Below are 21,828 nucleotides of genomic sequence, written 5' to 3' on the forward strand. Positions count from 1 at the left end.
TAAATAAGTCTCATGTGCCTCCTAGCACAGCGTTTATATATGTACTAGGATCTAAAAGAGAGGCAGCTGCTTGTACATAAGGAGCTACGACTTCCACGCCAAGCCCGAGTGCCAATGTGATGCCAGCTAGTACCACTAAAGGCAACAAACGCATGACAGGAAGAGGGCGTTGCTCTTCGGCACTGATAATGGTCTCTCCCCAGAAGCACTGACTAAATATCCGAAGTAACGAATACAGGACAGCCAAGCTGGATGCGATGGCTAGAGCAAGAAGGACATAAGAACCGTTTTCCAGTGCTCCTTCAATCACTAAGAGTTTCCCCATAAAGCCACTGAACGGCGGAATCCCTGCTAAAGACAGCACCACAATAAAGAATGTCCATCCAAGAGTGGGGTAGTTTTTTAGTAAACCACTCATTTCATGGATGTGCACTTTGTTCGTCAAGAAAATCATGGTCCCTATTAGAAGGAACAACAACGCTTTGGCAAACATGTCATGAAGGATGTAGAAAATGGTTCCTTCGATGGCGAGTGTGTTTCCAATGGACAATCCCGCCAACATAAATCCTACAGCGATGACCACATTATAAGCTGCAATCTTCCGAATATCTGTATAAGCCACGGCTCCCAGACTTCCCCCAATCAGCGTCAGCCCTGCCATGATGGCAATAAACGTCGGTAACAATGTACCCTCATTGAAAATCAATGTGAATACGCGGAATAAAGCATAGACCCCTACTTTTGTAAGAAGTGCACCGAACAATGCGGAAGTAACTGTAGGTGTCGAACTATACGAACCTGGCAACCAAACATAAAGTAAAAGACCGGCCTTCAAGCTGAATACTGTTAAGAACACGATGCTTACGACAGTAAGCAAAGGATCCGAACCGCTTTCAGCAACGCGTTGTGCGATATGAGCCATGTTCAACGTTCCGACGGAGCCGTATAAAAAGGCGATGCCGACCAAGAAGAACCAAGAGGAGACGATGTTGATTGTCACGTATTTCATAGCTTCTCGAAGTTGAATGCGATTGCCGCCTAACGTGATCAGCACGTAGGAAGACAGCAACATGACTTCAAAACAAACGAAGAGATTGAAAATGTCTCCTGTTAAATAAGAGCCGATGATTCCGGCATTCAAAAACAGGACGAGTGGATAGAAATAGTAGTTGATCATGCGGTCTCGTGGAGACAACGCAACGTACAGGAGACAGATAATCGTCACTAGTAAAGTCGTTAAGATCAGTAACAGCGAGAATGTGTCGGCAACGAACAGAATTCCAAAAGGGGGTTCCCATCCGCCGAAGTCAAGGCGCAAGATGCCTTGTGTACGAACTTCTTGCAATAAGTAGAGACCTAAACCGAACAGTGCAGTTACTACACCGATGCTTGCCCAGCTCTGTAACTTCGGGCTTTCTCTAAAGAAGATAAGGATGATGCCGACTACAATCGGGATGACCATAAAAAATACTAAGCTATTGCTCATCATTGGACCCCCTCAATTCGTCCATTCGGTCCGTTCCGTATTCTTGATAAACACGGTATGCCAGTACAAGGATGAAGGCAGTAACCGCAAAGCTGATGACGATAGCAGTCAAGATCAAAGCTTGCGGCAAAGCGTCAATATACCGCTCTGCATTTTCGCCGAGAAGGGGGACCGTCCCGGACTTCAATCCGCCCATGGTTAAGATGAGCAGATGCACAGCGTGAGACAAAATGGCCGTGCCCAAGATGATTCGAATCAAGTTTTTACTTAACAACAAATAGATGGCAACAGAGGTCAAGATGCCGACTAAGACAATAATTATGCTTTCCATTTATTCGACCCCTCACTAATACTTAGAATAATGTTTACAACGACACCTACAACAGTCAAGGCAATACCTGCCTCAAAAATAGTAACTGTAGCGAGCTCTGTCTTCCCGAAGATGGGAAGGTCAAAATAGCCAAAGTTCTGGCTCAAAAACGGTTCACCCCAAAAGATAGGGGCTGTGGCACTGCTAACAGAGATCAAGACGCCGACAGCGGACATCTTCTTGAAAGAAATCGGAATTCCCTCACTGACCGTTTCCACGTCATAGGTCAAGAACAGTAGAACAAAGGCAGATGCCATCACGAGGCCCCCGATAAAACCACCACCTGGTGTGTGGTGACCGGAAAGGAACAAATAGATACTGAACGTCAAGATGATCAAGACGACGCCTTTAACGACCGTCTTTAAAATGACATCATTGATTTTCACGTGGTTCCGCTCCTTTCTTTTGACGCATGCGAATCAAAGTGAACACGCCAATTCCGGCAATGAAAAGTACGAGCCCTTCAAGCATCGTGTCAAAAGCTCGGAAATCTCCAAGGATTGCATTGACGATGTTACGTCCTCCGGCAAGCTCATACGAATTTTCATAGAAACTAGATATACTCTCGAATTTTGTATAGTTGTTTACGGCTAAACCGACAATCGTCACCGTCAAACCACCGGCAATGGCAATCAAGCCATTTCGAACTTTTTTAGTGATAGAAAGCTTCTCGACTTTCCATTCTGGTAAATAGTTAAAGCAGACTAGGAACAAAATCGTAGTGACGGCTTCGATGACAAGTTGCGTCAGTGCAAGGTCTGGTGCTCTGAAGAACACGAAGAAAATCGCGATGGAGAAGCCGAGTACCCCGTTTAACAAAATAGCTGTTAGACGAGAATGGGCAAATAAAATCGCAATTGCTGCTGCCGCCATCACAACAGCGAGCAGTCCTTCATATACGGTCATCGAAGAAGGGCTGTCGAATGTGACATTGATTGGTCCTACAATCCACCAAGTCGTCCACATGACGATGATGAAGAAACTGAAAATATATAAGAAATAAGAAGGCAAGTTCCCGTTCATATATCTCATTGTCACACGTTCGCCGAGTCTTTCGTATCCGGAAAGAGTCGAGCGGAACAAGGTATTGAATGTCCAGTTTGACGGAATGTACTGGTAATACGGGCGCCATTTACGAAGCAGCAAGTACGCAACGATGCCCAATGTAATGATGCCGAGTGTTAAGAACAGTTCTGTATTGAATCCATGCCATGCATAGATCTTCGGTGCCAGTGCCGCACCGTCTTCGACAAGCACTTCTACTGCCGGTTTCAGCAGGTAGTCACTTAGCAGGTTCGGGAAAAAGAAGAGCCCGATGGCAAGGACACCTAAAATTCCAGGTGGAATCAACATACCTAAGGAAGCTTCTTGTGGAACTTTGTATTCTTCATCCACGATAGGGCGTCCTGTAAAGGTGCGGAACACAAGGATCATGCTGTAGACGAACGTAAAGACGCTGGCAAGCCATGCCACTAAGACGAGGAGCCAGCCTACCTGAGCGCCGCCGTAAATGGGAAGGTCTCCGATCGAGAGGACAGCTGTCAAAAACATCTCTTTACTTAAAAATCCATTAAAGAAGGGAAGTCCAGCCATCGCGAAACTCCCAATCATCGCTAGCAGGAAGGTGAACGGCAAGAACCGCATCAGTCCGCCGAGACGACGCAAATCACGTGTGCCGACCTGGTGATCGACAATCCCGACGACCATGAAGAGAGAGCCTTTAAAGGTAGAATGATTCACCAAGTGGAAGAGAGCGGTGAACAAAGCAAATGTATAGAGCCCTTTCGCTTCTCCGATAGCGGGGTTGATCCCTGCGGAACCGATACCTAACAACGTCATGATCAGACCAAGCTGGCTGATAGTTGAAAAGGCGAGTAGTGCCTTCAAGTCATTTTGACGCACGGCATTGAACGAGCCCCAGAACAATGTGACGAGTCCCACACAGGTGATGACCCAGAACCAATACACGTCACCGCCAAATCCAGGTGTAAAGCGAGCAATCAAATAGATTCCGGCCTTCACCATTGTGGCTGAGTGCAGATAAGCACTGACAGGTGTAGGAGCTTCCATCGCGTCAGGCAGCCAAATGTGGAATGGGAATTGCGCGGACTTTGTAAACGCTCCAATGAGTAAAAGAGCCATAGCAGGGTAGAACAAGGTGTGGTCTGTGAGTTGAGGAAGCTCTGCTAAGATCACGCGCAAGCTGAATGAGTCGGTCATCACGTGCAGCATTAAAAAGCCGGCCAACATCGTAAAGCCGCCAGACATCGTAATTAATAAAGATTTGATGGCTCCGTTCCGAGAATTTTTGCGATGAAACCAAAACGCAATCAAGAGGAAGGAAGAAATGCTGGTGAACTCCCAAAATACGTAAAGGACAATGATGTTATCTGAGAGGACAACCCCTAACATAGCTGTCATAAACAGTAAGAGGTATGTATAAAAGTGCGCGAACGAGTCCTTAGATGATAAATAATAAATTGAGTATAGGATGACAAGGGCGCCGACTCCTGTAATGAGTAGCACAAAAATCAAGCTGAGGCCATCTAATAGAAAAGTGAGGTCGATTCCGTAACTGGGGATCCATGAGAATGTTGTACGGATCGCTTCTGATGATGAAATGGTTGGGATATGACGAGCAAACAACGCAAATAACACTACGGGGACACTGAATGCAATCCAGCCGAGAAACTCACGCCTTATTTTTGATGACACTATAGTAATTCCCAAAGCTACAAATAGCGGGAATAGAATGTAGAATAAAAGCATATGCAACTCCTCCTGATCTGACATGAAAACTATCCAAATTTAATACTACATTCTTAGAGAAAAGATGTAAAATGATACGAATGTTGCGCAATGGTAGAAAGTGTTATATAATTTTGAGGTTTAAATTTTAAAGGGAAAATTTATTGGAGGTTTGCAGAAATGGGAGCAATCCGTGGGAAAATGGATGAACGTATATTGGTGTGTGTGTTTTACGGTCCGAATGGGGAGCGTCTAATTCGACGCGGTCATCAACTTTCGAGTATGTTGGGATGCCCATTTTATGTATTGACTGTAGACCCGTTACCAGTGGATGAATTTGATGCCGAGAAAACGGCTTATATAGAGCGATGGAAAGACTTAACGAAAGAGTTGGGAGCTACGGAATTTGTCATTCGTGACAATGAGAAACGCCCCACTGCAAAGGTCATAGCAGAAGTAGCCAATCAACAAGATGTGACGCAAATTATTATTGGTCAAACAGCGAAAAGTCGCTGGGAAGAGATCACAAAAGGCTCGTTCATCAACTCGTTGTTGCGAGAACTGCCATTCGTAGATTTACATGTCGTTTCTGTAGCGCGTACAATACGTGCATCAGAAGATGAGATGTTTGAGCGAGGGATACGCTGTTACTTGATTCAAGAAGGCGACTCGTATGTCTTGAGCTTTGCCCAGCGTAAAGAGTGTCAGTTGGAAGGCATCTTCTTTAAAGAGGTCGGTACCGACTTTAATAACGGGATCTTTAAATTTATGGACGGCAATCAGTTGCATCAAGTGTCTGTTCATGATGGCAAGATCGATCACCCGGAAAAAATCAAATCATGTATTGAAGCCTAAGTGGCCGAGCCTCTTCCTGGATGGAAGGGGTTTTTTTATAGGTAGATTGGGTGTGGGGATGGTGTCGCTTCGCAAATAGTAAGGCTTAGTCAAGACGATTCGGAGCAAACTGCCGCCGTAAAAGTGTCATCTGCCACCGCAAATCATTCATCTGCCGATGATACGCGCGAAAGCCACAATTGCAGGCTTCATTTTTCCCATCTATAAAAGCTGGAAACGCTGTTTATCAAGCACCATTTCCAACTATAGTTTGTTAGTGTGTCTTATTTAGTAAGTGAATTACACTTTTCTTACCATGTAGGAGTAATTTGCCCCTGAGATGGTGCGAGTGGAGTATTCTTGGAAGCCGAGGCGCTCGTAAAGACGACGAGCCGCAGTGTTGGAGAGCTCGACGTTAAGAGTAAGTGCTTCGACTTGAAGTTCTTCCGCTAAGTGCATGGCATGCTGAAGTAGAGCTGTTCCGATGCCCCGCCCTCCGAATTCCTTACGAACTGAAACGGTATCTATGTACAACACATTTCCTTCTGTTTCTGGGTCGAAATCAGCAGAGGGGTTGAGTTCTCTGACAGCTTGTTTTAGTGGTGCATCTAATTGCTCCGCTTGCAGACCTGTATAGACAATGAGAAGTCCGGCGATTTGGTCGTCTTGCTCGTCTACCCAAATGGTTTCGTAGCTCAAGCGATTGGCCGGCTGGCTTGCCCAGTAGGCTAACTTTTCGAGCGCTTCGTCTTGAGTGATCGCTCCGGTAAGGGTGTATGCGATTTCGTGAATGGCATCGTACATAAGAGGCGCGAGGTGAGGAGCGTCCTTTGGGGTGGCTTTTCGTATCATAGGGATCTTCCTTTCTTGATTTCTAGAGTGGCGTTCTTCACATTTCTAGGTGTCCAGTTGCGAACGCCTTCCACATCTAAGGGTGTCCAGTTACACCGGCTAGAAACCCACTCAAAAATCAGCCATACCCGACGAGGCAAAGAGCGCCTCACCGGGCACGTCTGATTCCCGAGGAGTTTCTGGGCAAGCCGGTTCCACTTTTCTAAATAAAAAACCCCTTTCCAAAAGGAAAGGGGTAGACTAGCCTTCTGCTAGTCTCTCATCTGCGGCGATCCAGACCACGCTCCACAACGTGTTCCCGAAGGAGTGTCTGTCCGACTTACGCAGAGCAGCTCATCGCAAGATTCATCATACGCTATTTTCACAACGAAGTCAAAAGCAGGAGTTTCTGGAACTGGCCTCGAACTAGTAAACTAGAAACACCAGATGAAGAGAGGTTTTCTAGATGAATTCACTATATGCACGCACCTATCAGGCTGCTTATCGCGGCATTTCCAAATTCTTGCCCTGGCGCACGCCGCTTCTCGTAGCGGGAGAAGGTAGTGTGATTGAGAGTGTCAACGAATTGAAGCACCGCCAAGTGACACGCTTCTTACTTGTGACGGACCAAGCGATGACCGACCTTGGCTTGTACCAACCGTTTGTAGAACGCGCAGCGGAATTACATATTGAAGCCGTACCTTACGATCAAACAGTGCCAAACCCGACCATCACCAATATTGAACAAGCCTACGCTCTTTACAAGGAGCAGCACTGCCAAGCGATTGTTGCATTTGGAGGAGGTTCAGTCATTGACTGTGCGAAAGGGGTAGCCGCTCGAGTGGCCCAGCCGAACAAGTTGATACCGGATATGAAAGGGCAATTAAAGGTACGCAAAGCGACGCCATTCTTAATGGCGATTCCGACTACTGCTGGAACAGGAAGTGAAGGGACCGTAGCCGCTGTCATTTCGAATCCAGAATCGAAAGAAAAGTATGCGGTGAATGACACGGTGCTAATCCCTGATGTGGCTGTGTTAGATCCAGAGCTTACAGTGGGATTACCCGCTGCGTTGACAGCGACCACAGGAATGGATGCATTGACTCATGCAGTCGAAGCCTTTATCGGCCACAGCAATACACCGGAAACGGAAGCGTATAGTAAAGAAGCGGTCGAACTGATTTTTAAGTGGTTACCGGTCGCTTATCAAGAAGGAACGAACATGGAAGCGCGCCGTGCGATGCAAAAAGCATCGTACCTAGCAGGGCTTGCTTTTACACGTGCTTATGTAGGAAATGTACATGCCGTGGCTCATACGCTTGGAGGTTACTACAATGTACCCCACGGTTTAGCGAATGCCGTGCTACTGCCAGTCCTGCTTCGTTTTTATGGAGAAACGGTCACTTCTCGACTTGCAAAACTTGCTGAGTTTGCTGGAGTTGCGGAGGGTGGAAAGTCAGAGAAAGAAAATGCAGAGGCGTTTATCCGTAAGGTTGAAGAAATGAACAAAGAAATGAACATCCCTACTAAAATTGAAGGAATCGAAGAAAAAGATATAAAAGAGATGGCGAAAAAGGCGTATAAAGAGGCCAATCCTTTGTATCCCGTGCCTGTCATTATGAGCAAAAAAGACTTTGAATCGATCTATCGTAAGATTCGCAGCTAAATTTATACAAACTCCCTCATTTTTCCTATTGTGGAAGACGGATATATTGGTATATACTAGGAAATAACCAATTATGAGGAGGGGGAGTCATGACACGTAGTGTATATCATCAACTAAGTATATCTGCGCCATTAGCAGAAGTATGGACGTTGTGGACAGATGCGAAGGAAGTCATCAAATGGTTCGCGCCGGTCGCAAATGTGGAACCCGTGGTAGGAGGCAAGTATGAACTGTTTTTCATGCCAAGTAACTTGCCGAATAAGAATACGTCGGGCTGTCATATCGTGCACATGATCCCTGAGCAAGAATTAACGTTCACGTGGAAAGGTCCGAACCAATTCACAGAGTTGATGAATACGCCAGCGCCTCAGACCCTTGTCACAGTCCGTTTTAAACAGAATCCAAATGGTTCTACTTGTGTCAAACTGTTTCATAGAGGATTCCAAGAAGACAGCTCTTGGGATTACGCTTACGACTGGCACGAGCTGGTATGGGCAGGCGTTTTGAACCAACTACAGACACATGTGGAAAAATCCACTGACTATTTACTGGGCTATACCCCAAATATCGAGACAAAACTAACTGTTTCCTGCGCAGGATGACCTGCGAGGAAACAGTTTTTATTTTTACGAGGATTACTGGGTTCTCACGCTCCTGGCAAGCGCTTGAAAAATTGTTGAATGCCATAGACTAGAAAGATCAGTGCGGGAATCCCGATGACGAAATAAAGCACGGACCAGACGGGACCTTCACGCGGCATGATTTGTCCATATACATATAAAAACAAAGTGCCGGCAACGAACATCGCCAGGTACTGAAAAAATTTCATGGGGAGGCCTCCTTTTCCGTTTAGTGTAGCAGATATTCGGCCAAAAGACTGAAAATCTCGAATTCGAAGTGTTTCTCCTTTCTGCTGAGTGAGAAACTTCGTATACTGAAAGCACACGAGTAGCAGAAGGAGACGACTTCATGGAAAACTATCGAATCAATAAAGCAACTGGTCTTGAATTTGGACTCTATACATTAGGGGACCATATGCCGAATCCTCATACAGGGGACCGCATTTCAGCGAAACAACGCATTGACGAGATTATTCGACTGGCACAGCTTGCCGAGCAAGCGGGCCTTGATTTCTTCAGTGTCGGAGAAAGTCATCAGGAGTATTTTGCAACGCAAGCCCATGCGGTCGTGCTTGCAGCAATTGCACAAGCAACGGAGCGTATCAAAATCGGCAGTTCTTCTACAATTGTCAGTACGTCGGACCCGGTCCGTGTCTATGAAAACTTCGCAACTATCGATTTGATTTCAGGAGGGCGAGCGGAGATTGTAGCAGGCCGCGCTTCTAGAATCGGCTTGTTTGAACTTCTTGGGTATGACATTCGTTACTACGAAGAGTTATATGAAGAGAAGTTTGATTTGTTGCTGCAGATCAATGAGCAGGAGAAAGTGACGTGGGAAGGGCGATTTAGAGCACCACTGCGAGATGCCGAAGTGCTGCCGCGTCCAGTTGAAGGGAAACTCCCGATTTGGAGAGCCGTAGGAGGGCCACCTGCTAGTGCTATCAAAGCAGGAGCTGCTGGGGTCCCGATGATGCTTGCTATGTTAGGCGGGCAAGCCGAAAACTTCCAGTACTCAGTGGAAGCTTACCGCGAGTCGGCTCGGCAAGCAGGGTATGACCCAAGCCAGTTACCAATTGCTACAGCAGGTATGTTCTTTGCTGCTGAGACTTCTCAAGAGGCCATCGACACGTATCATACTTATGTGGATAAAGGGATGATGAAGAGTAACGGGCGAGGGTATCCAAAGTTTGCATTTGAACAAAGTGCGCGAGATCCCCGTGATGTGCTGAATGTCGGCAGTCCGCAACAAATCATCGAGAAAATCCTGTATCAACACGAATTGTTTGGCCATCAACGCTACATTGCCCAGATGGACTTTGGTGGCGTGCCGTTCGAAGCACTCGAACGTAATATCGAACTGATCGGGTCGGAGATTCTGCCGGCAATCCGTAAGTATACGAGACAAGACTAAATAGCCCGCCTTCCTTATGGGAAGGCGGGTTTTTGATCATTCACCTTCCCAAGCAGGAAGCATTTGAGAAAGCATCTTGTCTTCACGGTAGCCAAGCACATAATCTGCTTGCATCAACGTGTGGATTTCGCGTGTGCCCTCGTAGATAACAGGAGCTTTTGAGTTGCGAAGGAAACGCTCGACGGGATACTCGTCAGAATAGCCATTTGCTCCAAAAATCTGAACCGCGTCGTCTGCTGCTTTGTTAGCGAAATCACAGGCTTGCCACTTCGCTAGAGACGTCTCTCGAGTGTTGCGCTTGCCTTCATTTTTTAACTGACCTGCACGGTATACAAGTAAACGATTCATCTGATAGCCAGCTTCCATATTCGCAAGCATTTGCTGAACCAGTTGGTGACGCCCAATCGGTTTTCCGAACGTTTCGCGCGTATGACAGTAGTCGACGCTTGCTTCAAGACACGCTTGGATCAGTCCGACGGCACCTGCAGCTACTGTGAAACGGCCGTTATCGAGAGCAGCCATGGCAATTTTAAATCCTTCGCCTTCTTTACCTAGCAAGTTCTCTTTCGGTACTTTCACGTCTTCAAAGAATAGTTCTCCAGTATTCCCCGCGCGGATTCCCAGTTTGCCTTTCACGGCTTGGGAAGAGAAGCCTTTCCACGTACGCTCGACGATGAACGCAGAAATAGCTTTGTGCTTGTCTTCCTTATTTCCTGTATAAGCGAAGATTAGGAAATGGTCGGCGATGTCACAAAGGGAAATCCATGCTTTTTGACCGTTCAGGATGTAATGGTCGCCATCTAATTTGGCAGTCGTCTGGAGAGCAGCTACGTCCGAACCGGCAGCCGGCTCTGTGAGTCCGAATGCGCCGATCTTCTCGCCTTTTGCTTGAGGAATCAGGTATTTCTCTTTCTGCTCTTCAGAACCCCATTGCAACAAAGTCATGCTGTTTAGACCTGTGTGCACCGAAACCGCTGTACGAAATGCTGTGTCTCCGCGCTCCAGTTCCTCACAGATGATCGCTAAAGAATTGTAATCCATGCCGCTGCCGCCGTATTTCTCTGGAATACAGACGCCCATCAAGCCAAGCTCAGCGAGACGCTTGTAGATATTTTGGTCAAATTTCCCTTGGCGGTCCCAGTCGCGGATATGTGGAATAATCTCTTTGTCGACAAAGTCCCGTACAGTCTTGCGAAGCATCTTTTGTTCTTCTGAGAAATGAAAGTTCATGAATGTTCTCTCCTTTTAATCCATTTGGTTTGGTGTTGTCCCGGTTCTGGTGGTGCTAGACGATACGTCACTGGAGTCCTCGACAAGTGTAAGGGACTGCCGATAAGACGAATAGTTCCGGCGACCGGATGAGTTTGGGTCACCCACATGTTGCGATGGGCAAGTTGTGGGTCATTTGTGAGCTGCTCGAATGTTTGAACTGGACCGCAGGGAATGCCAACTGCTCGCATCTGTTCGACCCACATCGAGACGGTCTGTTCCTTCAAGTACAGTTGAAGAATAGATGTTAACGTCTCGCGATTCTCCACGCGTCCGGCATTTGTAGCAAAGCACTCGGGAGGCTTCCAGCCAACCAGGTCGCAGAGTGCCTTGAACTGAATATTCGTTCCAACGGCTACAATCAACAAGCCGTCTTTCGCTTCGAATGTCTGGTAAGGTGCTATCTGGGCATGTGTGTTGCCTCTTCGTAAGGGCTCTTTGCCTGTCATCAGATAGTTGCTTCCAATATTGACGAGGCTACTGACGGCACAGTCATAAAGTGACAGGTCGAGCTTTTGACCTTTTCCCGAAGTGTGGCGTTCAAGAAGCGCTGCTTGAATGCCAATGCAGGCGTATAAACCGGTCAGAATATCAACGATGGCGACGCCCATCTTTTGAGGACCCGACTCGGGTGTCCCGGTGATCTGCATCAGCCCGCTCATTCCCTGTAAGATGAAGTCATATCCCGGAAGGTCTTTGAGAGGACCTGTCTCCCCGAAGCCTGTAATGCTACAGAATACGAGTCTTGGGTTGAGTGCGGCAAGTGATTCATAGCCGAGCCCGAACCTTTCCATCGTCCCGGTCTTGAAGTTGTGCAATACGACATCGCTCGTCTTCACGAGATCTTTGAACTGTTCTTGTCCCTCTACAGTACGCAAATCAAGCGTGATACTTTCCTTGTTGCGGTTGGCACTCAAATAATAGGCACTGACGCCTTCCTGGAAAGGTGGACCCCAATGGCGCGTCTCGTCCGAGCCGCCAGGAGCTTCGACTTTAATGACTTCTGCACCTAAGTCTCCAAAAATCATCGAGCAATAGGGACCGGCCAGTACGCGACTAAGGTCTAAAATTCGAAATCCTGCCAAGGCACCTGTCATACGCGCTCCTTTCTTGCCATGAAAAAAGCCAATCCAAAAAGCCTTATAAAAAAGGTCGTTTTGGACTGGCGGTATGTCTGAGAAAGCATTCGGTGAAGAATGGTCGTCAGATTCGGCAGTTTTATAAGTAAAGTAGATTGCGGGTAGAGGCGTGGATAGACACGGCAGGTGTCTTGGCGCTTCTTACTACTACTGTAGCGAATTTCAAGAGAAATGTAAATTGAATTTACATATTAATCAGATAATTTATCGAGTTGCAATTCGTATTGCTTATAAAGGTCACGAAGAGCAGATTGCAGCGCATTTCCTGCTTTTCCGAGATAATGCGTTTGAATCGCTGTAAGGGGCTGATCAATCCCGTCTCGCAAGCTATGTCCTCGGAGTAAATGATGGACAAAATCCTGCCCATGTTGGGTAGCGAGTGTACAAGATGCTGTTAAAATGACGTGGTACTTGCGGTCGATCTCGGCTGTGATTGTGAGCGTCTCATACAGATTTTGAGCGGCCATTCCAGCAGGTAACCGTGCATGCCCCGCGATAAATGCAGTGTTCATAAGCCCTCTCCTTGTACCGTTTTCTTCAGTATAGCAGATAGCCTTTCGGGGTGAGCACATGTCTTGAATTCGAATTAATGACGTGGTAGGATAGCCTTTGTGATTACTTTTTGTAACCTAGGAGGAACGCAACATGACAAACGTGTTAGTAGTAAAAGCAAACAATCGCCCGGATGGGATTTCAACTAAAATGTACGACACATTTATGGAGACAGTAAAAGACAGCAACGACTTGAACGTTCGCGTCTATGATGTATTTGAAGAAGATATGCCGTACTTCGGACAAGATCTGTTTAACGCATTCGGTAAAATGCAGAACGAAGAAGAACTGACAGACGTAGAGAAACGCATCTTGGCAGCGAAACAAAATGCTATGGACGCTGTATCTGAAGCAGATGTTCTAGTATTTGCTTTCCCACTTTGGAACCTAACAATTCCAGCAGCGCTTCAAACATTCATTGACTACGTATACTCAGCTGGTTTCACTTTCAAATACGATGCTGAAGGAAATCTCGTTCAGTTGATGCCAGAGAAGAAAGTCATTCTTTTAAATGCGCGTGGAGGCTTGTACTCTGCACCTGAAATGGCACCAATGGAGATGTCTTATAACTACATGCAGAATGTATTCGGTGGCGTGTTCGGCATGGAAATCATCGAAAACGTGATCATCGAAGGTCACAATGCCAACCCACAACAAGCAGAAGCGATTGTGGCAGCTGGTATGGAACGTGTTCGTGAAGTTGCACAAAAACTTGTAGCTCAATACGCTTAAGATGAATCGTTTAGGAGAGAGGACGTGTTCCTCTCTCTTTTTTTGTGAGAAAAGGCCTGTCCATTCTTCGTTTGCTTGTCAAATATAAGGGGTAAAGGTATAGTTGTAACCGAAGTTTATTTTTTACGCGAAGGGATGAGGAAACGTGTCGTTAACTCCCGAGCAGCGCATTGAGCTGCATGAATTCAACAACTTAACAAAATCACTAAGTTTTAATATGTACGATATCTGTTATACGGGCACAAAGGAAGAACGTGAACGCTACATTCAGTATATCGATGAACAATACAATGCAGACCGCCTAACAGCTATTTTGACTAAGGTAACGGAAATTATCGGTGCTCATGTCTTAAATGTAGCGAAACAAGATTACATTCCACAAGGTGCCAGTGTGACCATGCTTGTATCTGAAGGTCCTGTAGAATCCGCTCCGAAAGAGCAGTTCGAAGAATCACCAGGTCCAATACCGGAAACTGTTGTCATGCACTTGGACAAATCCCACGTGACAGTTCATACGTATCCGGAATACCATCCGAACGAAGGAATTAGTACGTTCCGCGCAGACATCGATGTGTCAACATGTGGAGAAATCTCTCCATTAAAAGCGCTGAACTATTTGATTCATTCATTCGATACAGATATCATGACGATTGATTATCGTGTTCGCGGGTTCACTCGCGACAAGACGGGACACAAACTGTTCATCGATCACGATATCAACTCGATTCAGAACTATATTCCAGATGACGTGCAAGAACAATTCAACATGATCGACGTCAACATCTTCCAAGAAAACATCTTCCATACAAAAGCGAAGCTAAAAGATTTCGACTTGAACAATTACTTGTTCGGGACGAAGAAAGAAGATCTGACTGTTGAAGAGCAGCAAAAGATCGAAGCGCAACTGAAGATGGAGATGGATGAAATCTTCTACGGAAAAAACATTGTTAAGAAGTAATTAGATGGCCGGCACTCTTTGGAGTGCCGGTTTTTTCTGTCTTAGAGAGGTTTGGGGAGGAATCGTGCCAATACCAAAGTGATCCAAATTAGTGTTTCGTTATCTCTAGTTCAAGAAGTTTGGTAAGCTAAATATAGAAACCGACAAGAAGGGATGGAGAGAGATGAACGTATTCGCAACACGAAAACTGCCTGAAGAAGTGGTAGAAAAACTTGAACAGTATGTCCGCTACAAAGAATGGCATTCCGCAGAACAACCAATGACGAAAGAACAACTCCTTGAAGCAGTGAAAGACGCAGAAGGGATCATCAGCGTGCTTTCTGATCCATTAGATGCTGAAGTGTTAGCAGCAGCACCGAACTTAAAAGTCATCAGCCAACTTGCGGTCGGCTTTAACAATATCGATGTAGAAGAAGCGACAAAACGAGGAATCCGCGTGACGAACACGCCGGATGTGCTGACGAACGCAACAGCCGATCTAACATTTGCATTACTTCTTGCAGCTGCTCGGAAATTGAGCGCGGCAAGTCAAGAAGTCCGAGAAGGGAATTGGCAGTCTTGGTCCTTACTGCAGCTTGCTGGAAAGGAACTGAGTGGCGCGACGATTGGGATTCTAGGGTTTGGACGCATTGGACAAGCAGTAGCGCGTCGTGCGAAAGGGTTTGATATGGACGTGATCTACTGGAATCGTTCAAAGAAACCGGAAGCGGAGCAAACCATCGGGGCTACTTACCATGAACTGGAAGACGTTTTAAAGCAAGCAGACTTCTTAGTCATCATGCTTCCATTCGCACCAGAATTAAAGTATTTGATTGGAAAAGAAGAGCTGGCTTTAATGAAATCTGATGCGATTTTAGTGAACACTGCGCGAGGTGGTTTAGTAGACGAGCAGGCGTTATACGAAGCCTTGAAAAATGGGAGGTTAGGTGCTGCAGGTCTTGACGTGTTTGAACAAGAACCGGTTCCTACTGACCATCCTCTACTGACTTTGCCAAACGTAGAAGTAGCTCCGCACATCGGCAGTTCGACCATTGCAACTCGCATGGAGATGGCTGACCTGACCGTTCGCAACCTATTAGCCGTCCTACAAAACAAAGAGCCTGAGACCCCTGTGAATTAAGGGATTTCAGGCTTTTTTAATTTTTCATAACCATTTAAGACAGGAACTAGACATTGCGATTTATTTCGAATTCCGTTATAGTAGGCGGCAGAACTAACAGAAGAGAGGGCGTTTTCAATGAAGGAACAGTTGCAGCGACATCTAGAAGAAATTCAACAAGAGTTATGGGCGATGAGTGATCATCTTTATCACAATCCGGAACTCGGAGATCAAGAGTTTGAATCGATGGCTCTTCTAACGGAGTACTTGGCCCGCCACGATTTTCAAGTAGAGAAAGGAATTGTCGACCGAGCAACGGCTTTCCGAGCTACTTATGATAGCGGCTTGCCAGGACCAACAATTGCATTTTTAGCAGAGTATGATGCCTTGCCGGGAGTCGGACACGGATGCGGTCACAATATGATTGGGACGATGGGGATTGGAGCGGGCATCCTGTTATCAAAAGTGGTCGGAGATACAGGTGGGAAAGTTGTAGTTCTCGGAACGCCTGCTGAAGAAACGAACGGTGCAAAAGTGCCCATGGCCGAGCAAGGCATCTTCGAAGGAATCGATGCTGCTTTAATGTTACACCCAGCGGACGAGTCGTATGAAAGTGGAGACTCTCTTGCAATGGACGCCATCCAATTTGATTACACAGGACGCACTAGTCACGCAGCTGCTTCGCCTGAAAAGGGAATCAATGCTCTTGATGGGGTACTGCAACTGTTCAACGGAATCAATGCCCTTCGACAGCATGTGCGTTCTGACGTCCGCATTCACGGCATCATTACAGAAGGTGGAATGGCAGCAAACGTAGTGCCGGACTTTGCTTCTGCCCAGTTCTATGTCCGTGCAGCAGACCGCGCGTATTTGAACGAAGTCGTCGAAAAGGTTAAAGCGATTGCCCATGGAGCAGCGCAGATGACCGGAGCAACACTAAGTATGCATAATTATGAGTTGAGTTATGACGATATGCAGACCAATCAGACGCTTTCAAAACGATTCACAGCAAATTTGCTAGCAACTGGTGTAGAAAAAGTGCATCCTGCTAAAAAATCTTATGGCTCTCTCGATATGGGGAATGTCAGTCAAGTTTGTCCTTCTATCCACCCATACATTGGCCTAGATTCTCCTGGTCTTGTGTTCCACACAAAAGAACTTGCTGACCTCACAATCACAGATAATTCGCATCAAGTCTTAAGTCGTGGCGCTCTAGCAATGGCGCTAACAGGATTTGATTTGCTTGCGGACCCAGAACTGATGCAACAAGTGAAAGACGAATTCCAACAAATGAAGTAATGAAATCTCCCCTAAAGTGCACTTGACTTTAGGGGTTTTAAAATGGTTAAATAGTCTGAATAATAAAACTTTAGTGTGACTGTATACAAATGCATAATACCGTGTTATTATTCATTTACTTAAAAACTTATACAGTCCACAGGATGAAGGAGAGAAACAACATGAAAAAAGGGTTATTAGCGTTAGTAGCACTACTTGCATTGCTAGTATTAGCAGCATGTGGGTCAAGCGAAGAAGGCGGTTCGTCTTCAGAAGGCGGAGAAGATTCTAAGAAACTAGTGATGGGAACCTCAGCAGACTTCCCACCATTTGAATCTGTAGATTCATCTGGAGAGATCGTTGGATTTGATATCGACCTAGCAAAAGCGATTGGTGAGGAACTAGGTTATGAGATTGAAGTGCGCGATATGAAATTCGACGGATTGATCGGTGCACTCCAATCTGACCGTATCGACTTCGTTATGTCAGGGATGTCAGCAACAGACGAGCGTAAAGAGAACGTGGACTTCTCAACGGAATACCACCGTTCAGGCGAAATGTTCTTGTCTCTAAAAGATGCAGGAATCTCTAGCATTGAAGATTTAGATGGTAAAACACTAGGTGTTCAGCTTGGAACAATCCAAGAGCAAGGGGCACGCAAAATCCAAGAAGAATACGGCTTTGAAATCAAGCCGATCGATAGTTCTTCCATCATGGTCCAAGAGCTTCTTTCAAATCGTGTAGATGCGATCTACATCGATAAAGCAGTTGGCCTTGGCTACCAAGCAGAGCAAGACTTAGCTGGATTCGATGATCCAACTTCTGCTTCTCCAGGTATGGCAGCAGCGTTCCCGAAAGGCAGTGAGCTAGTTGAAGAAGTCAACAAAGCACTTGCTGCACTTGAAGAGAGCGGGAAAATCCAAGAATTAAAAGACAAGTGGTTGTCAGAAGAATAGAAAGGAGTGGTAAGGCATGAATTTGGACTTTAGCCAAATCGTGCCTTATATTCCTTTTATGCTAAAAGGGATATGGGTCACGCTGCAACTCGTTTTCGTTGCACTTATTTTAGGATTTGTTTTAGGGACACTTATTGCTATCGTTAAAATCATGAATAACAAGGTCCTGCGCTTTTTAGCAGATGCTTATACATCGGTTTTCCGCGGAACCCCGTTGATCCTTCAGTTGATGATCATCTACTTTGCCGTTCCGCAGCTCACAGGCTATGATATTCCGACATTCCTAGCAGGGGTTCTCGCATTCGGACTGAACTCAGCAGCGTATATCTCGGAAATCATTCGAGCAGGAATTCAAGCAGTAGACAAAGGGCAGATGGAAGCAGCGATGGCTCTGGGTATCCCTTATAAGCCGGCGATGAAAGATTTGATCTTGCCGCAAGCGATGAAAAATATTTTACCAGCACTTATGAATGAATTTATTACTCTAACAAAAGAGTCGGCCATCGTCTCGACCATCAGCTATATGGACTTGATGCGTCGAGCACAAGTAGTAGGCTCAGATATCTACCGAAACTTTGAGCCGCTACTATTCGTGGGTCTGATTTATTACCTACTCGTTATGGGACTGACTGTAATTGGTAGAAAGATAGAAAAGAGGTTGAGACAAGGTGATTAATATTCAATCCGTTTCCAAGACGTTTGGAACCAACCAAGTATTGACGAATATTTCTACGACCATCCAGCCAGGAGAAGTAGTGGCAGTCATCGGACCTTCAGGATCTGGGAAGTCGACACTACTGCGCTGCATCAATCTGCTCGAGACACCAACGGAAGGAGACATCACCTACAAAGGGGAGTCTCTTGCGAAGACCAAGAACTTGTCAGCTGTTCGTGCGAAGATCGGAATGGTGTTCCAGCACTTTCATCTGTTCCCTCATATGACGGTTCTCGAGAACTTGACCTATGCACCGATTCAAGTGAAGAAGATGTCAAAAGCGGCAGCTGAAGAAAAAGGCCGCGCACTTCTGGCGCAGGTCGGCCTGAGTGAAAAAGAAAAAGAATACCCGTCAAAATTATCGGGAGGTCAAAAGCAACGTGTGGCGATTGCGCGTGCACTTGCTATGGAGCCTGAAGTGATGCTATTTGATGAACCGACGTCTGCATTAGACCCGGAGATGGTTAAAGAAGTGCTGATGGTTATGAAAGACTTGGCACACACAGGAATGACGATGGTCATCGTGACCCATGAGATGGGCTTTGCTCGTGAAGTGGCAGACCGTATCATTTTCCTCGACCATGGCCAGCTTGTGGAAGAAGGCGCACCAAGTGAGTTCTTCTCTGCACCGAAATCTTCGCGTGCTCGTGACTTCTTAGAAAAAGTTCTGTAATAAATTTTTGACCCCAGGGATTGTCTCAGAGACTAAGTGAACTTAGTGTGGAGACAGCCCCAGGGGTCATTTTTGCTATACTCGAAACTAAAGGAGGCGGTTTGCAGATGAGAAAATTCAAATTGTATATTGCTCAGACGTTAGATGGCTACATTGCCACGAAGGACGAGTCACTTGATTGGTTGTTTGCAGTCGAGGGTGAAGGGGATAATGGCTACAGTGAGTTCATGGAGCAGATCGACACGGTCGTCATGGGAAAGAAAACGTATGACTGGGTGATGGCTTATGAGAAAGGAAATTATCCATATGGAGATCTTCAAAGTTATATATTCAGTTCTGCTGGATTTCCAACTCCAGACGGGGTGACCGCAGTATCTGGATCCGTCACAGACTGGGCGAAGAGTGAGCAACAGAAGGAAGGCCGAGATATTTGGGTTATTGGAGGAGGGCAACTGATTCGCCAGTTCCTTGAAGCGGATCTTGTGGATGAATTGGTCATTACTACCGCCCCGGTTCTACTTGGGGATGGGATTCCGTTATTCCCACAGGGAGAGTATCGAGTTGACTTGGAGTTGGTCGGGATGAAACAGTATGGTCAGTTTGCGGAGACGAGCTATCGTGTCAAACGTTAGATAGAGAAAAGACCTGGATCACAGTTCGTGATTCAGGTCTATTCATTACAACTCTTCTATTTCTTCAAGGCGAGGCATCGCAGTCAGAGCGCCTTGCTTCGTCGCACACAAAGCGCCTAGTTTGTTTCCGAACGAAGCACATTCTAATACTTCTGCATGTGTTTCTGGAAAGCCATTGTGGAACACATGGTACAACACTCCTGCGATGAACGCGTCACCAGCGCCTGTCGTATCGACAGGTACAACAGGCGTTACTGGCGCATGGATCTGTTGCCCATCCACTAAACAGACTGTTCCGTTCTCACCATCTGTTAAGAAAACAAGAGGGATATCAAATTGTTGAAGACGCTCAATTCCTACTTCGAATTCTTCTGTCTCCATTAAGAAATACATCTCTTCACGAGTCATTTTCACCATGTGGGAAAGGCCCATGAATTCTAATATGGTCTCTCGGCAACGCTGCTCGGTTTCCCAACGAAGAGGACGGACGTTGACGTCAAACGACAACAACACGCCTTTTTCTCGGGCTAGCTGAACTGCACGGCGCGTCGTTTCAAGTGCTGTAGGATGAAACATCGTCCCAGAACAAAAATGAAACGTAACGGCTTGTTCAAAAGCCTCTTCTTCTAGCTCTTCTGGACGCACTTGAATTTCAGGTGTTGGATCGATGTAGTTGGCAAATATGCGGTCCGATTCTTCGGTCAAATGAACATAGACGGAAGTGCATCGCTTGTTCGGCGAAAAGACCGCATGCTGCAGGTCTACACCTTCTTCGGCCATTTGGGCACGAACAAAGTCGGAGACCTCGTCATCACCTGTAATTGTAATAAATCGAGAAGGAAGGCCTAGACGACTGGCTCCTGCAGCTACATTGACAGTGGCTCCACCTAAGTACAGATCAAATTCTTTATTTTCATGGGTTCTGGCGATGTAATCTACAAAGGCATCGCCATAGCTCAAAACATAACGGGAAGTTGACAAACTTTAACGCTCCTTGACAAATCATTTTCCGTCTAGTATAGCAGAAAACTAGTGATTTTTCTGAGATTCCGTTTCTTCAGATTGTTTCGACTTTCAAAGCGAAATCAATCAAAGCTGGAAAAGGAACACAGCTTGCCCGATTGGCTGACGTTCGTGATAGGTCCGTTCGTGAAACTCCACAACACCACTGTGAGTCACGGTGATGACCGTGGTGCAGCGAGTTCCATAGTTCGGCATATCGATGAACATCGAAGACAGCTTGCGTTCAAGGTCTGGGCCAACGCCTGTATCCGGGAGTAAATGTGGAGCAGCTTGATCAGTTCGTTGCATCATATCGAATAATACGTCGTGAGATACTTGTTCGGTTGATGCAACATAATCACTCAACAGCTCACGGGCTTGTTCGACTTTTGGCCAAGGAGTGTTCAAAAACTTGTTGCTAAGGGCATGGGTACCTTCTTGAATGGGATGACCGGAAGTAGTCATATTGCTGTAGTAATGAAGGTCTGAGAATGTTCCCGCTAGAAGATTGAATCCGTTATAGCATGTCTTTTGCTGTTCGAGTTTAGAAATGAACTCAACGGCAGAAGTTTCTGTCGTCAAAAATTCTTTGACGATTTCACCACGAGAAATCAGGTCTTGTTGCACGCTAAGTGGATCTCGGTAATTCGTCAGTGCTGCTATTCGACCTGATTTTGTGACACCTAACCAGGTCCCACCGGCATGCAGGTCTTTTCCGGCGAGCAGATCGGGATGCTCCGGCCAAAAATGGGCGGGTTCGGTCGGACGGTCATAGAACTCGTCACGATTGGCAGCCATGATGAAGGCATATGTGGGATGCTGCTGAAGATGAAAGGCAATTAAACACATCCGAAATC

Annotated in this window: 23 protein-coding genes; 12 read left to right on the forward strand and 11 right to left on the reverse strand. The window is 46.2% G+C overall.

The annotated features are described in order from the left end of the window. Window positions 1-10 precede the first annotated feature (10 nt). Genes CQS04_RS05610 through CQS04_RS05625 form a run of 4 tightly spaced genes read right to left on the reverse strand, consistent with a single transcriptional unit; the run spans window position 11 to window position 4,625 of the window. On the reverse strand, window positions 11-1,486 hold the full coding sequence (locus tag CQS04_RS05610; RefSeq protein ID WP_100353199.1) for a Na+/H+ antiporter subunit D: 1,476 nt from the start codon (window positions 1,484-1,486) through the stop codon (window positions 11-13). After that, a complete protein-coding gene (locus CQS04_RS05615) occupies window positions 1,476-1,817 on the reverse strand; it encodes a Na(+)/H(+) antiporter subunit C (protein WP_100353200.1) in 342 nt (113 codons plus the stop codon). The genes CQS04_RS05610 and CQS04_RS05615 overlap by 11 nt, the downstream gene beginning before the upstream one ends. Then, the gene (locus CQS04_RS05620) at window positions 1,805-2,242 is read right to left on the reverse strand and encodes a Na(+)/H(+) antiporter subunit B (RefSeq protein WP_100353201.1); all 438 of its coding nucleotides are present in this window, start codon (window positions 2,240-2,242) and stop codon (window positions 1,805-1,807) included. The genes CQS04_RS05615 and CQS04_RS05620 overlap by 13 nt, the downstream gene beginning before the upstream one ends. Further along, on the reverse strand, window positions 2,229-4,625 hold the full coding sequence (locus tag CQS04_RS05625) for a Na+/H+ antiporter subunit A (RefSeq protein ID WP_100353202.1): 2,397 nt from the start codon (window positions 4,623-4,625) through the stop codon (window positions 2,229-2,231). Before CQS04_RS05625 ends, CQS04_RS05620 begins: the two co-directional genes overlap by 14 nt. A 159-nt stretch (window positions 4,626-4,784) precedes the next feature. Between CQS04_RS05625 and CQS04_RS05630 the strand changes: the two genes are divergently transcribed. Beyond that, complete coding sequence (locus tag CQS04_RS05630) at window positions 4,785-5,459, forward strand: universal stress protein (RefSeq protein ID WP_100353203.1); 675 nt, start codon at window positions 4,785-4,787, stop codon at window positions 5,457-5,459. Between the two features lie 279 nt (window positions 5,460-5,738). Here the strand turns inward: CQS04_RS05630 and CQS04_RS05635 are convergent, their stop codons facing one another. After that, on the reverse strand, window positions 5,739-6,290 hold the full coding sequence (locus CQS04_RS05635; protein ID WP_100353204.1) for a GNAT family N-acetyltransferase: 552 nt from the start codon (window positions 6,288-6,290) through the stop codon (window positions 5,739-5,741). Between the two features lie 445 nt (window positions 6,291-6,735). Between CQS04_RS05635 and CQS04_RS05640 the strand changes: the two genes are divergently transcribed. Then, window positions 6,736-7,935 carry an iron-containing alcohol dehydrogenase gene (locus CQS04_RS05640; protein ID WP_100353205.1) on the forward strand — a complete coding sequence of 400 codons (1,200 nt, stop codon included), beginning with the start codon at window positions 6,736-6,738 and terminating at the stop codon, window positions 7,933-7,935. Window positions 7,936-8,024: 89 nt separating this feature from the next. Continuing rightward, on the forward strand, window positions 8,025-8,537 hold the full coding sequence (locus CQS04_RS05645; RefSeq protein WP_100353206.1) for an SRPBCC family protein: 513 nt from the start codon (window positions 8,025-8,027) through the stop codon (window positions 8,535-8,537). Between the two features lie 44 nt (window positions 8,538-8,581). Here the strand turns inward: CQS04_RS05645 and CQS04_RS05650 are convergent, their stop codons facing one another. Further along, window positions 8,582-8,764, reverse strand: coding sequence for a hypothetical protein (locus tag CQS04_RS05650; RefSeq protein WP_100353207.1), 183 nt, complete (start codon window positions 8,762-8,764; stop codon window positions 8,582-8,584). A gap of 140 nt (window positions 8,765-8,904) precedes the next feature. Between CQS04_RS05650 and CQS04_RS05655 the strand changes: the two genes are divergently transcribed. Next, complete coding sequence (locus tag CQS04_RS05655; protein WP_100353208.1) at window positions 8,905-9,966, forward strand: LLM class flavin-dependent oxidoreductase; 1,062 nt, start codon at window positions 8,905-8,907, stop codon at window positions 9,964-9,966. Between the two features lie 36 nt (window positions 9,967-10,002). On the opposite strand, the gene CQS04_RS05660 is transcribed toward CQS04_RS05655, so the two are convergent. From CQS04_RS05660 to CQS04_RS05670, 3 genes are all read right to left on the reverse strand, one after another. Continuing rightward, window positions 10,003-11,196: an acyl-CoA dehydrogenase family protein gene (locus CQS04_RS05660; protein ID WP_100353209.1), complete on the reverse strand. Its 1,194-nt coding sequence runs from the start codon at window positions 11,194-11,196 to the stop codon at window positions 10,003-10,005. After that, a complete protein-coding gene (locus tag CQS04_RS05665; RefSeq protein WP_100353210.1) occupies window positions 11,193-12,332 on the reverse strand; it encodes a CaiB/BaiF CoA transferase family protein in 1,140 nt (379 codons plus the stop codon). The genes CQS04_RS05660 and CQS04_RS05665 overlap by 4 nt, the downstream gene beginning before the upstream one ends. A gap of 233 nt (window positions 12,333-12,565) precedes the next feature. Further along, a complete protein-coding gene (locus CQS04_RS05670) occupies window positions 12,566-12,886 on the reverse strand; it encodes a DUF3870 domain-containing protein (protein WP_094943349.1) in 321 nt (106 codons plus the stop codon). A gap of 133 nt (window positions 12,887-13,019) precedes the next feature. Here CQS04_RS05670 and CQS04_RS05675 point away from each other — a divergent pair, with 133 nt between their 5' ends. From CQS04_RS05675 to CQS04_RS05710, 8 genes are all read left to right on the forward strand, one after another. Beyond that, on the forward strand, window positions 13,020-13,658 hold the full coding sequence (locus CQS04_RS05675) for an FMN-dependent NADH-azoreductase (RefSeq protein WP_100353211.1): 639 nt from the start codon (window positions 13,020-13,022) through the stop codon (window positions 13,656-13,658). Window positions 13,659-13,803: 145 nt separating this feature from the next. Then, entirely contained in the window at window positions 13,804-14,616 is an 813-nt protein-coding gene (speD, locus tag CQS04_RS05680) for an adenosylmethionine decarboxylase (protein WP_100353212.1), read from the forward strand. Window positions 14,617-14,779: 163 nt separating this feature from the next. Then, complete coding sequence (locus CQS04_RS05685; protein ID WP_100353213.1) at window positions 14,780-15,736, forward strand: 2-hydroxyacid dehydrogenase; 957 nt, start codon at window positions 14,780-14,782, stop codon at window positions 15,734-15,736. Window positions 15,737-15,853: 117 nt separating this feature from the next. Beyond that, complete coding sequence (locus tag CQS04_RS05690) at window positions 15,854-17,014, forward strand: M20 family metallopeptidase (protein WP_100353214.1); 1,161 nt, start codon at window positions 15,854-15,856, stop codon at window positions 17,012-17,014. Window positions 17,015-17,175: 161 nt separating this feature from the next. Continuing rightward, window positions 17,176-17,949: a basic amino acid ABC transporter substrate-binding protein gene (locus CQS04_RS05695; RefSeq protein ID WP_100353215.1), complete on the forward strand. Its 774-nt coding sequence runs from the start codon at window positions 17,176-17,178 to the stop codon at window positions 17,947-17,949. A 16-nt stretch (window positions 17,950-17,965) separates the two neighbouring features. After that, on the forward strand, window positions 17,966-18,625 hold the full coding sequence (locus CQS04_RS05700) for an amino acid ABC transporter permease (RefSeq protein WP_094943358.1): 660 nt from the start codon (window positions 17,966-17,968) through the stop codon (window positions 18,623-18,625). Beyond that, window positions 18,618-19,337: an amino acid ABC transporter ATP-binding protein gene (locus CQS04_RS05705; RefSeq protein ID WP_100353216.1), complete on the forward strand. Its 720-nt coding sequence runs from the start codon at window positions 18,618-18,620 to the stop codon at window positions 19,335-19,337. The genes CQS04_RS05700 and CQS04_RS05705 overlap by 8 nt, the downstream gene beginning before the upstream one ends. A gap of 107 nt (window positions 19,338-19,444) precedes the next feature. Beyond that, window positions 19,445-19,969, forward strand: a complete 525-nt coding sequence (locus CQS04_RS05710; RefSeq protein WP_100353217.1) for a dihydrofolate reductase family protein — start codon at window positions 19,445-19,447, stop codon at window positions 19,967-19,969. Between the two features lie 45 nt (window positions 19,970-20,014). On the opposite strand, the gene CQS04_RS05715 is transcribed toward CQS04_RS05710, so the two are convergent. After that, window positions 20,015-20,950, reverse strand: a complete 936-nt coding sequence (locus CQS04_RS05715) for a carbohydrate kinase family protein (protein ID WP_100353218.1) — start codon at window positions 20,948-20,950, stop codon at window positions 20,015-20,017. Between the two features lie 108 nt (window positions 20,951-21,058). Beyond that, complete coding sequence (locus tag CQS04_RS05720; RefSeq protein WP_100353219.1) at window positions 21,059-21,820, reverse strand: NRDE family protein; 762 nt, start codon at window positions 21,818-21,820, stop codon at window positions 21,059-21,061. Window positions 21,821-21,828: the final 8 nt, after the last annotated feature.

Origin of the sequence: Chryseomicrobium excrementi (assembly GCF_002798305.1) — a bacterium.
GTDB lineage: Bacteria > Bacillota > Bacilli > Bacillales_A > Planococcaceae > Chryseomicrobium > Chryseomicrobium excrementi.

Bases quoted from the DNA above. Each gene is read 5' to 3' on its own strand.
- CQS04_RS05610 (WP_100353199.1), bottom strand. From the start codon at position 1,486: ATGAGCAATAGCTTAGTATTTTTTATGGTCATCCCGATTGTAGTCGGC.
- CQS04_RS05615 (WP_100353200.1), bottom strand. From the start codon at position 1,817: ATGGAAAGCATAATTATTGTCTTAGTCGGCATCTTGACCTCTGTTGCC.
- CQS04_RS05625 (WP_100353202.1), bottom strand. From the start codon at position 4,625: ATGCTTTTATTCTACATTCTATTCCCGCTATTTGTAGCTTTGGGAATT.
- CQS04_RS05630 (WP_100353203.1), top strand. From the start codon at position 4,785: ATGGGAGCAATCCGTGGGAAAATGGATGAACGTATATTGGTGTGTGTG.
- CQS04_RS05635 (WP_100353204.1), bottom strand. From the start codon at position 6,290: ATGATACGAAAAGCCACCCCAAAGGACGCTCCTCACCTCGCGCCTCTT.
- CQS04_RS05640 (WP_100353205.1), top strand. From the start codon at position 6,736: ATGAATTCACTATATGCACGCACCTATCAGGCTGCTTATCGCGGCATT.
- CQS04_RS05645 (WP_100353206.1), top strand. From the start codon at position 8,025: ATGACACGTAGTGTATATCATCAACTAAGTATATCTGCGCCATTAGCA.
- CQS04_RS05650 (WP_100353207.1), bottom strand. From the start codon at position 8,764: ATGAAATTTTTTCAGTACCTGGCGATGTTCGTTGCCGGCACTTTGTTT.
- CQS04_RS05655 (WP_100353208.1), top strand. From the start codon at position 8,905: ATGGAAAACTATCGAATCAATAAAGCAACTGGTCTTGAATTTGGACTC.
- CQS04_RS05660 (WP_100353209.1), bottom strand. From the start codon at position 11,196: ATGAACTTTCATTTCTCAGAAGAACAAAAGATGCTTCGCAAGACTGTA.
- CQS04_RS05665 (WP_100353210.1), bottom strand. From the start codon at position 12,332: ATGACAGGTGCCTTGGCAGGATTTCGAATTTTAGACCTTAGTCGCGTA.
- CQS04_RS05670 (WP_094943349.1), bottom strand. From the start codon at position 12,886: ATGAACACTGCATTTATCGCGGGGCATGCACGGTTACCTGCTGGAATG.
- CQS04_RS05675 (WP_100353211.1), top strand. From the start codon at position 13,020: ATGACAAACGTGTTAGTAGTAAAAGCAAACAATCGCCCGGATGGGATT.
- CQS04_RS05685 (WP_100353213.1), top strand. From the start codon at position 14,780: ATGAACGTATTCGCAACACGAAAACTGCCTGAAGAAGTGGTAGAAAAA.
- CQS04_RS05690 (WP_100353214.1), top strand. From the start codon at position 15,854: ATGAAGGAACAGTTGCAGCGACATCTAGAAGAAATTCAACAAGAGTTA.
- CQS04_RS05695 (WP_100353215.1), top strand. From the start codon at position 17,176: ATGAAAAAAGGGTTATTAGCGTTAGTAGCACTACTTGCATTGCTAGTA.
- CQS04_RS05700 (WP_094943358.1), top strand. From the start codon at position 17,966: ATGAATTTGGACTTTAGCCAAATCGTGCCTTATATTCCTTTTATGCTA.
- CQS04_RS05710 (WP_100353217.1), top strand. From the start codon at position 19,445: ATGAGAAAATTCAAATTGTATATTGCTCAGACGTTAGATGGCTACATT.
- CQS04_RS05720 (WP_100353219.1), bottom strand. From the start codon at position 21,820: ATGTGTTTAATTGCCTTTCATCTTCAGCAGCATCCCACATATGCCTTC.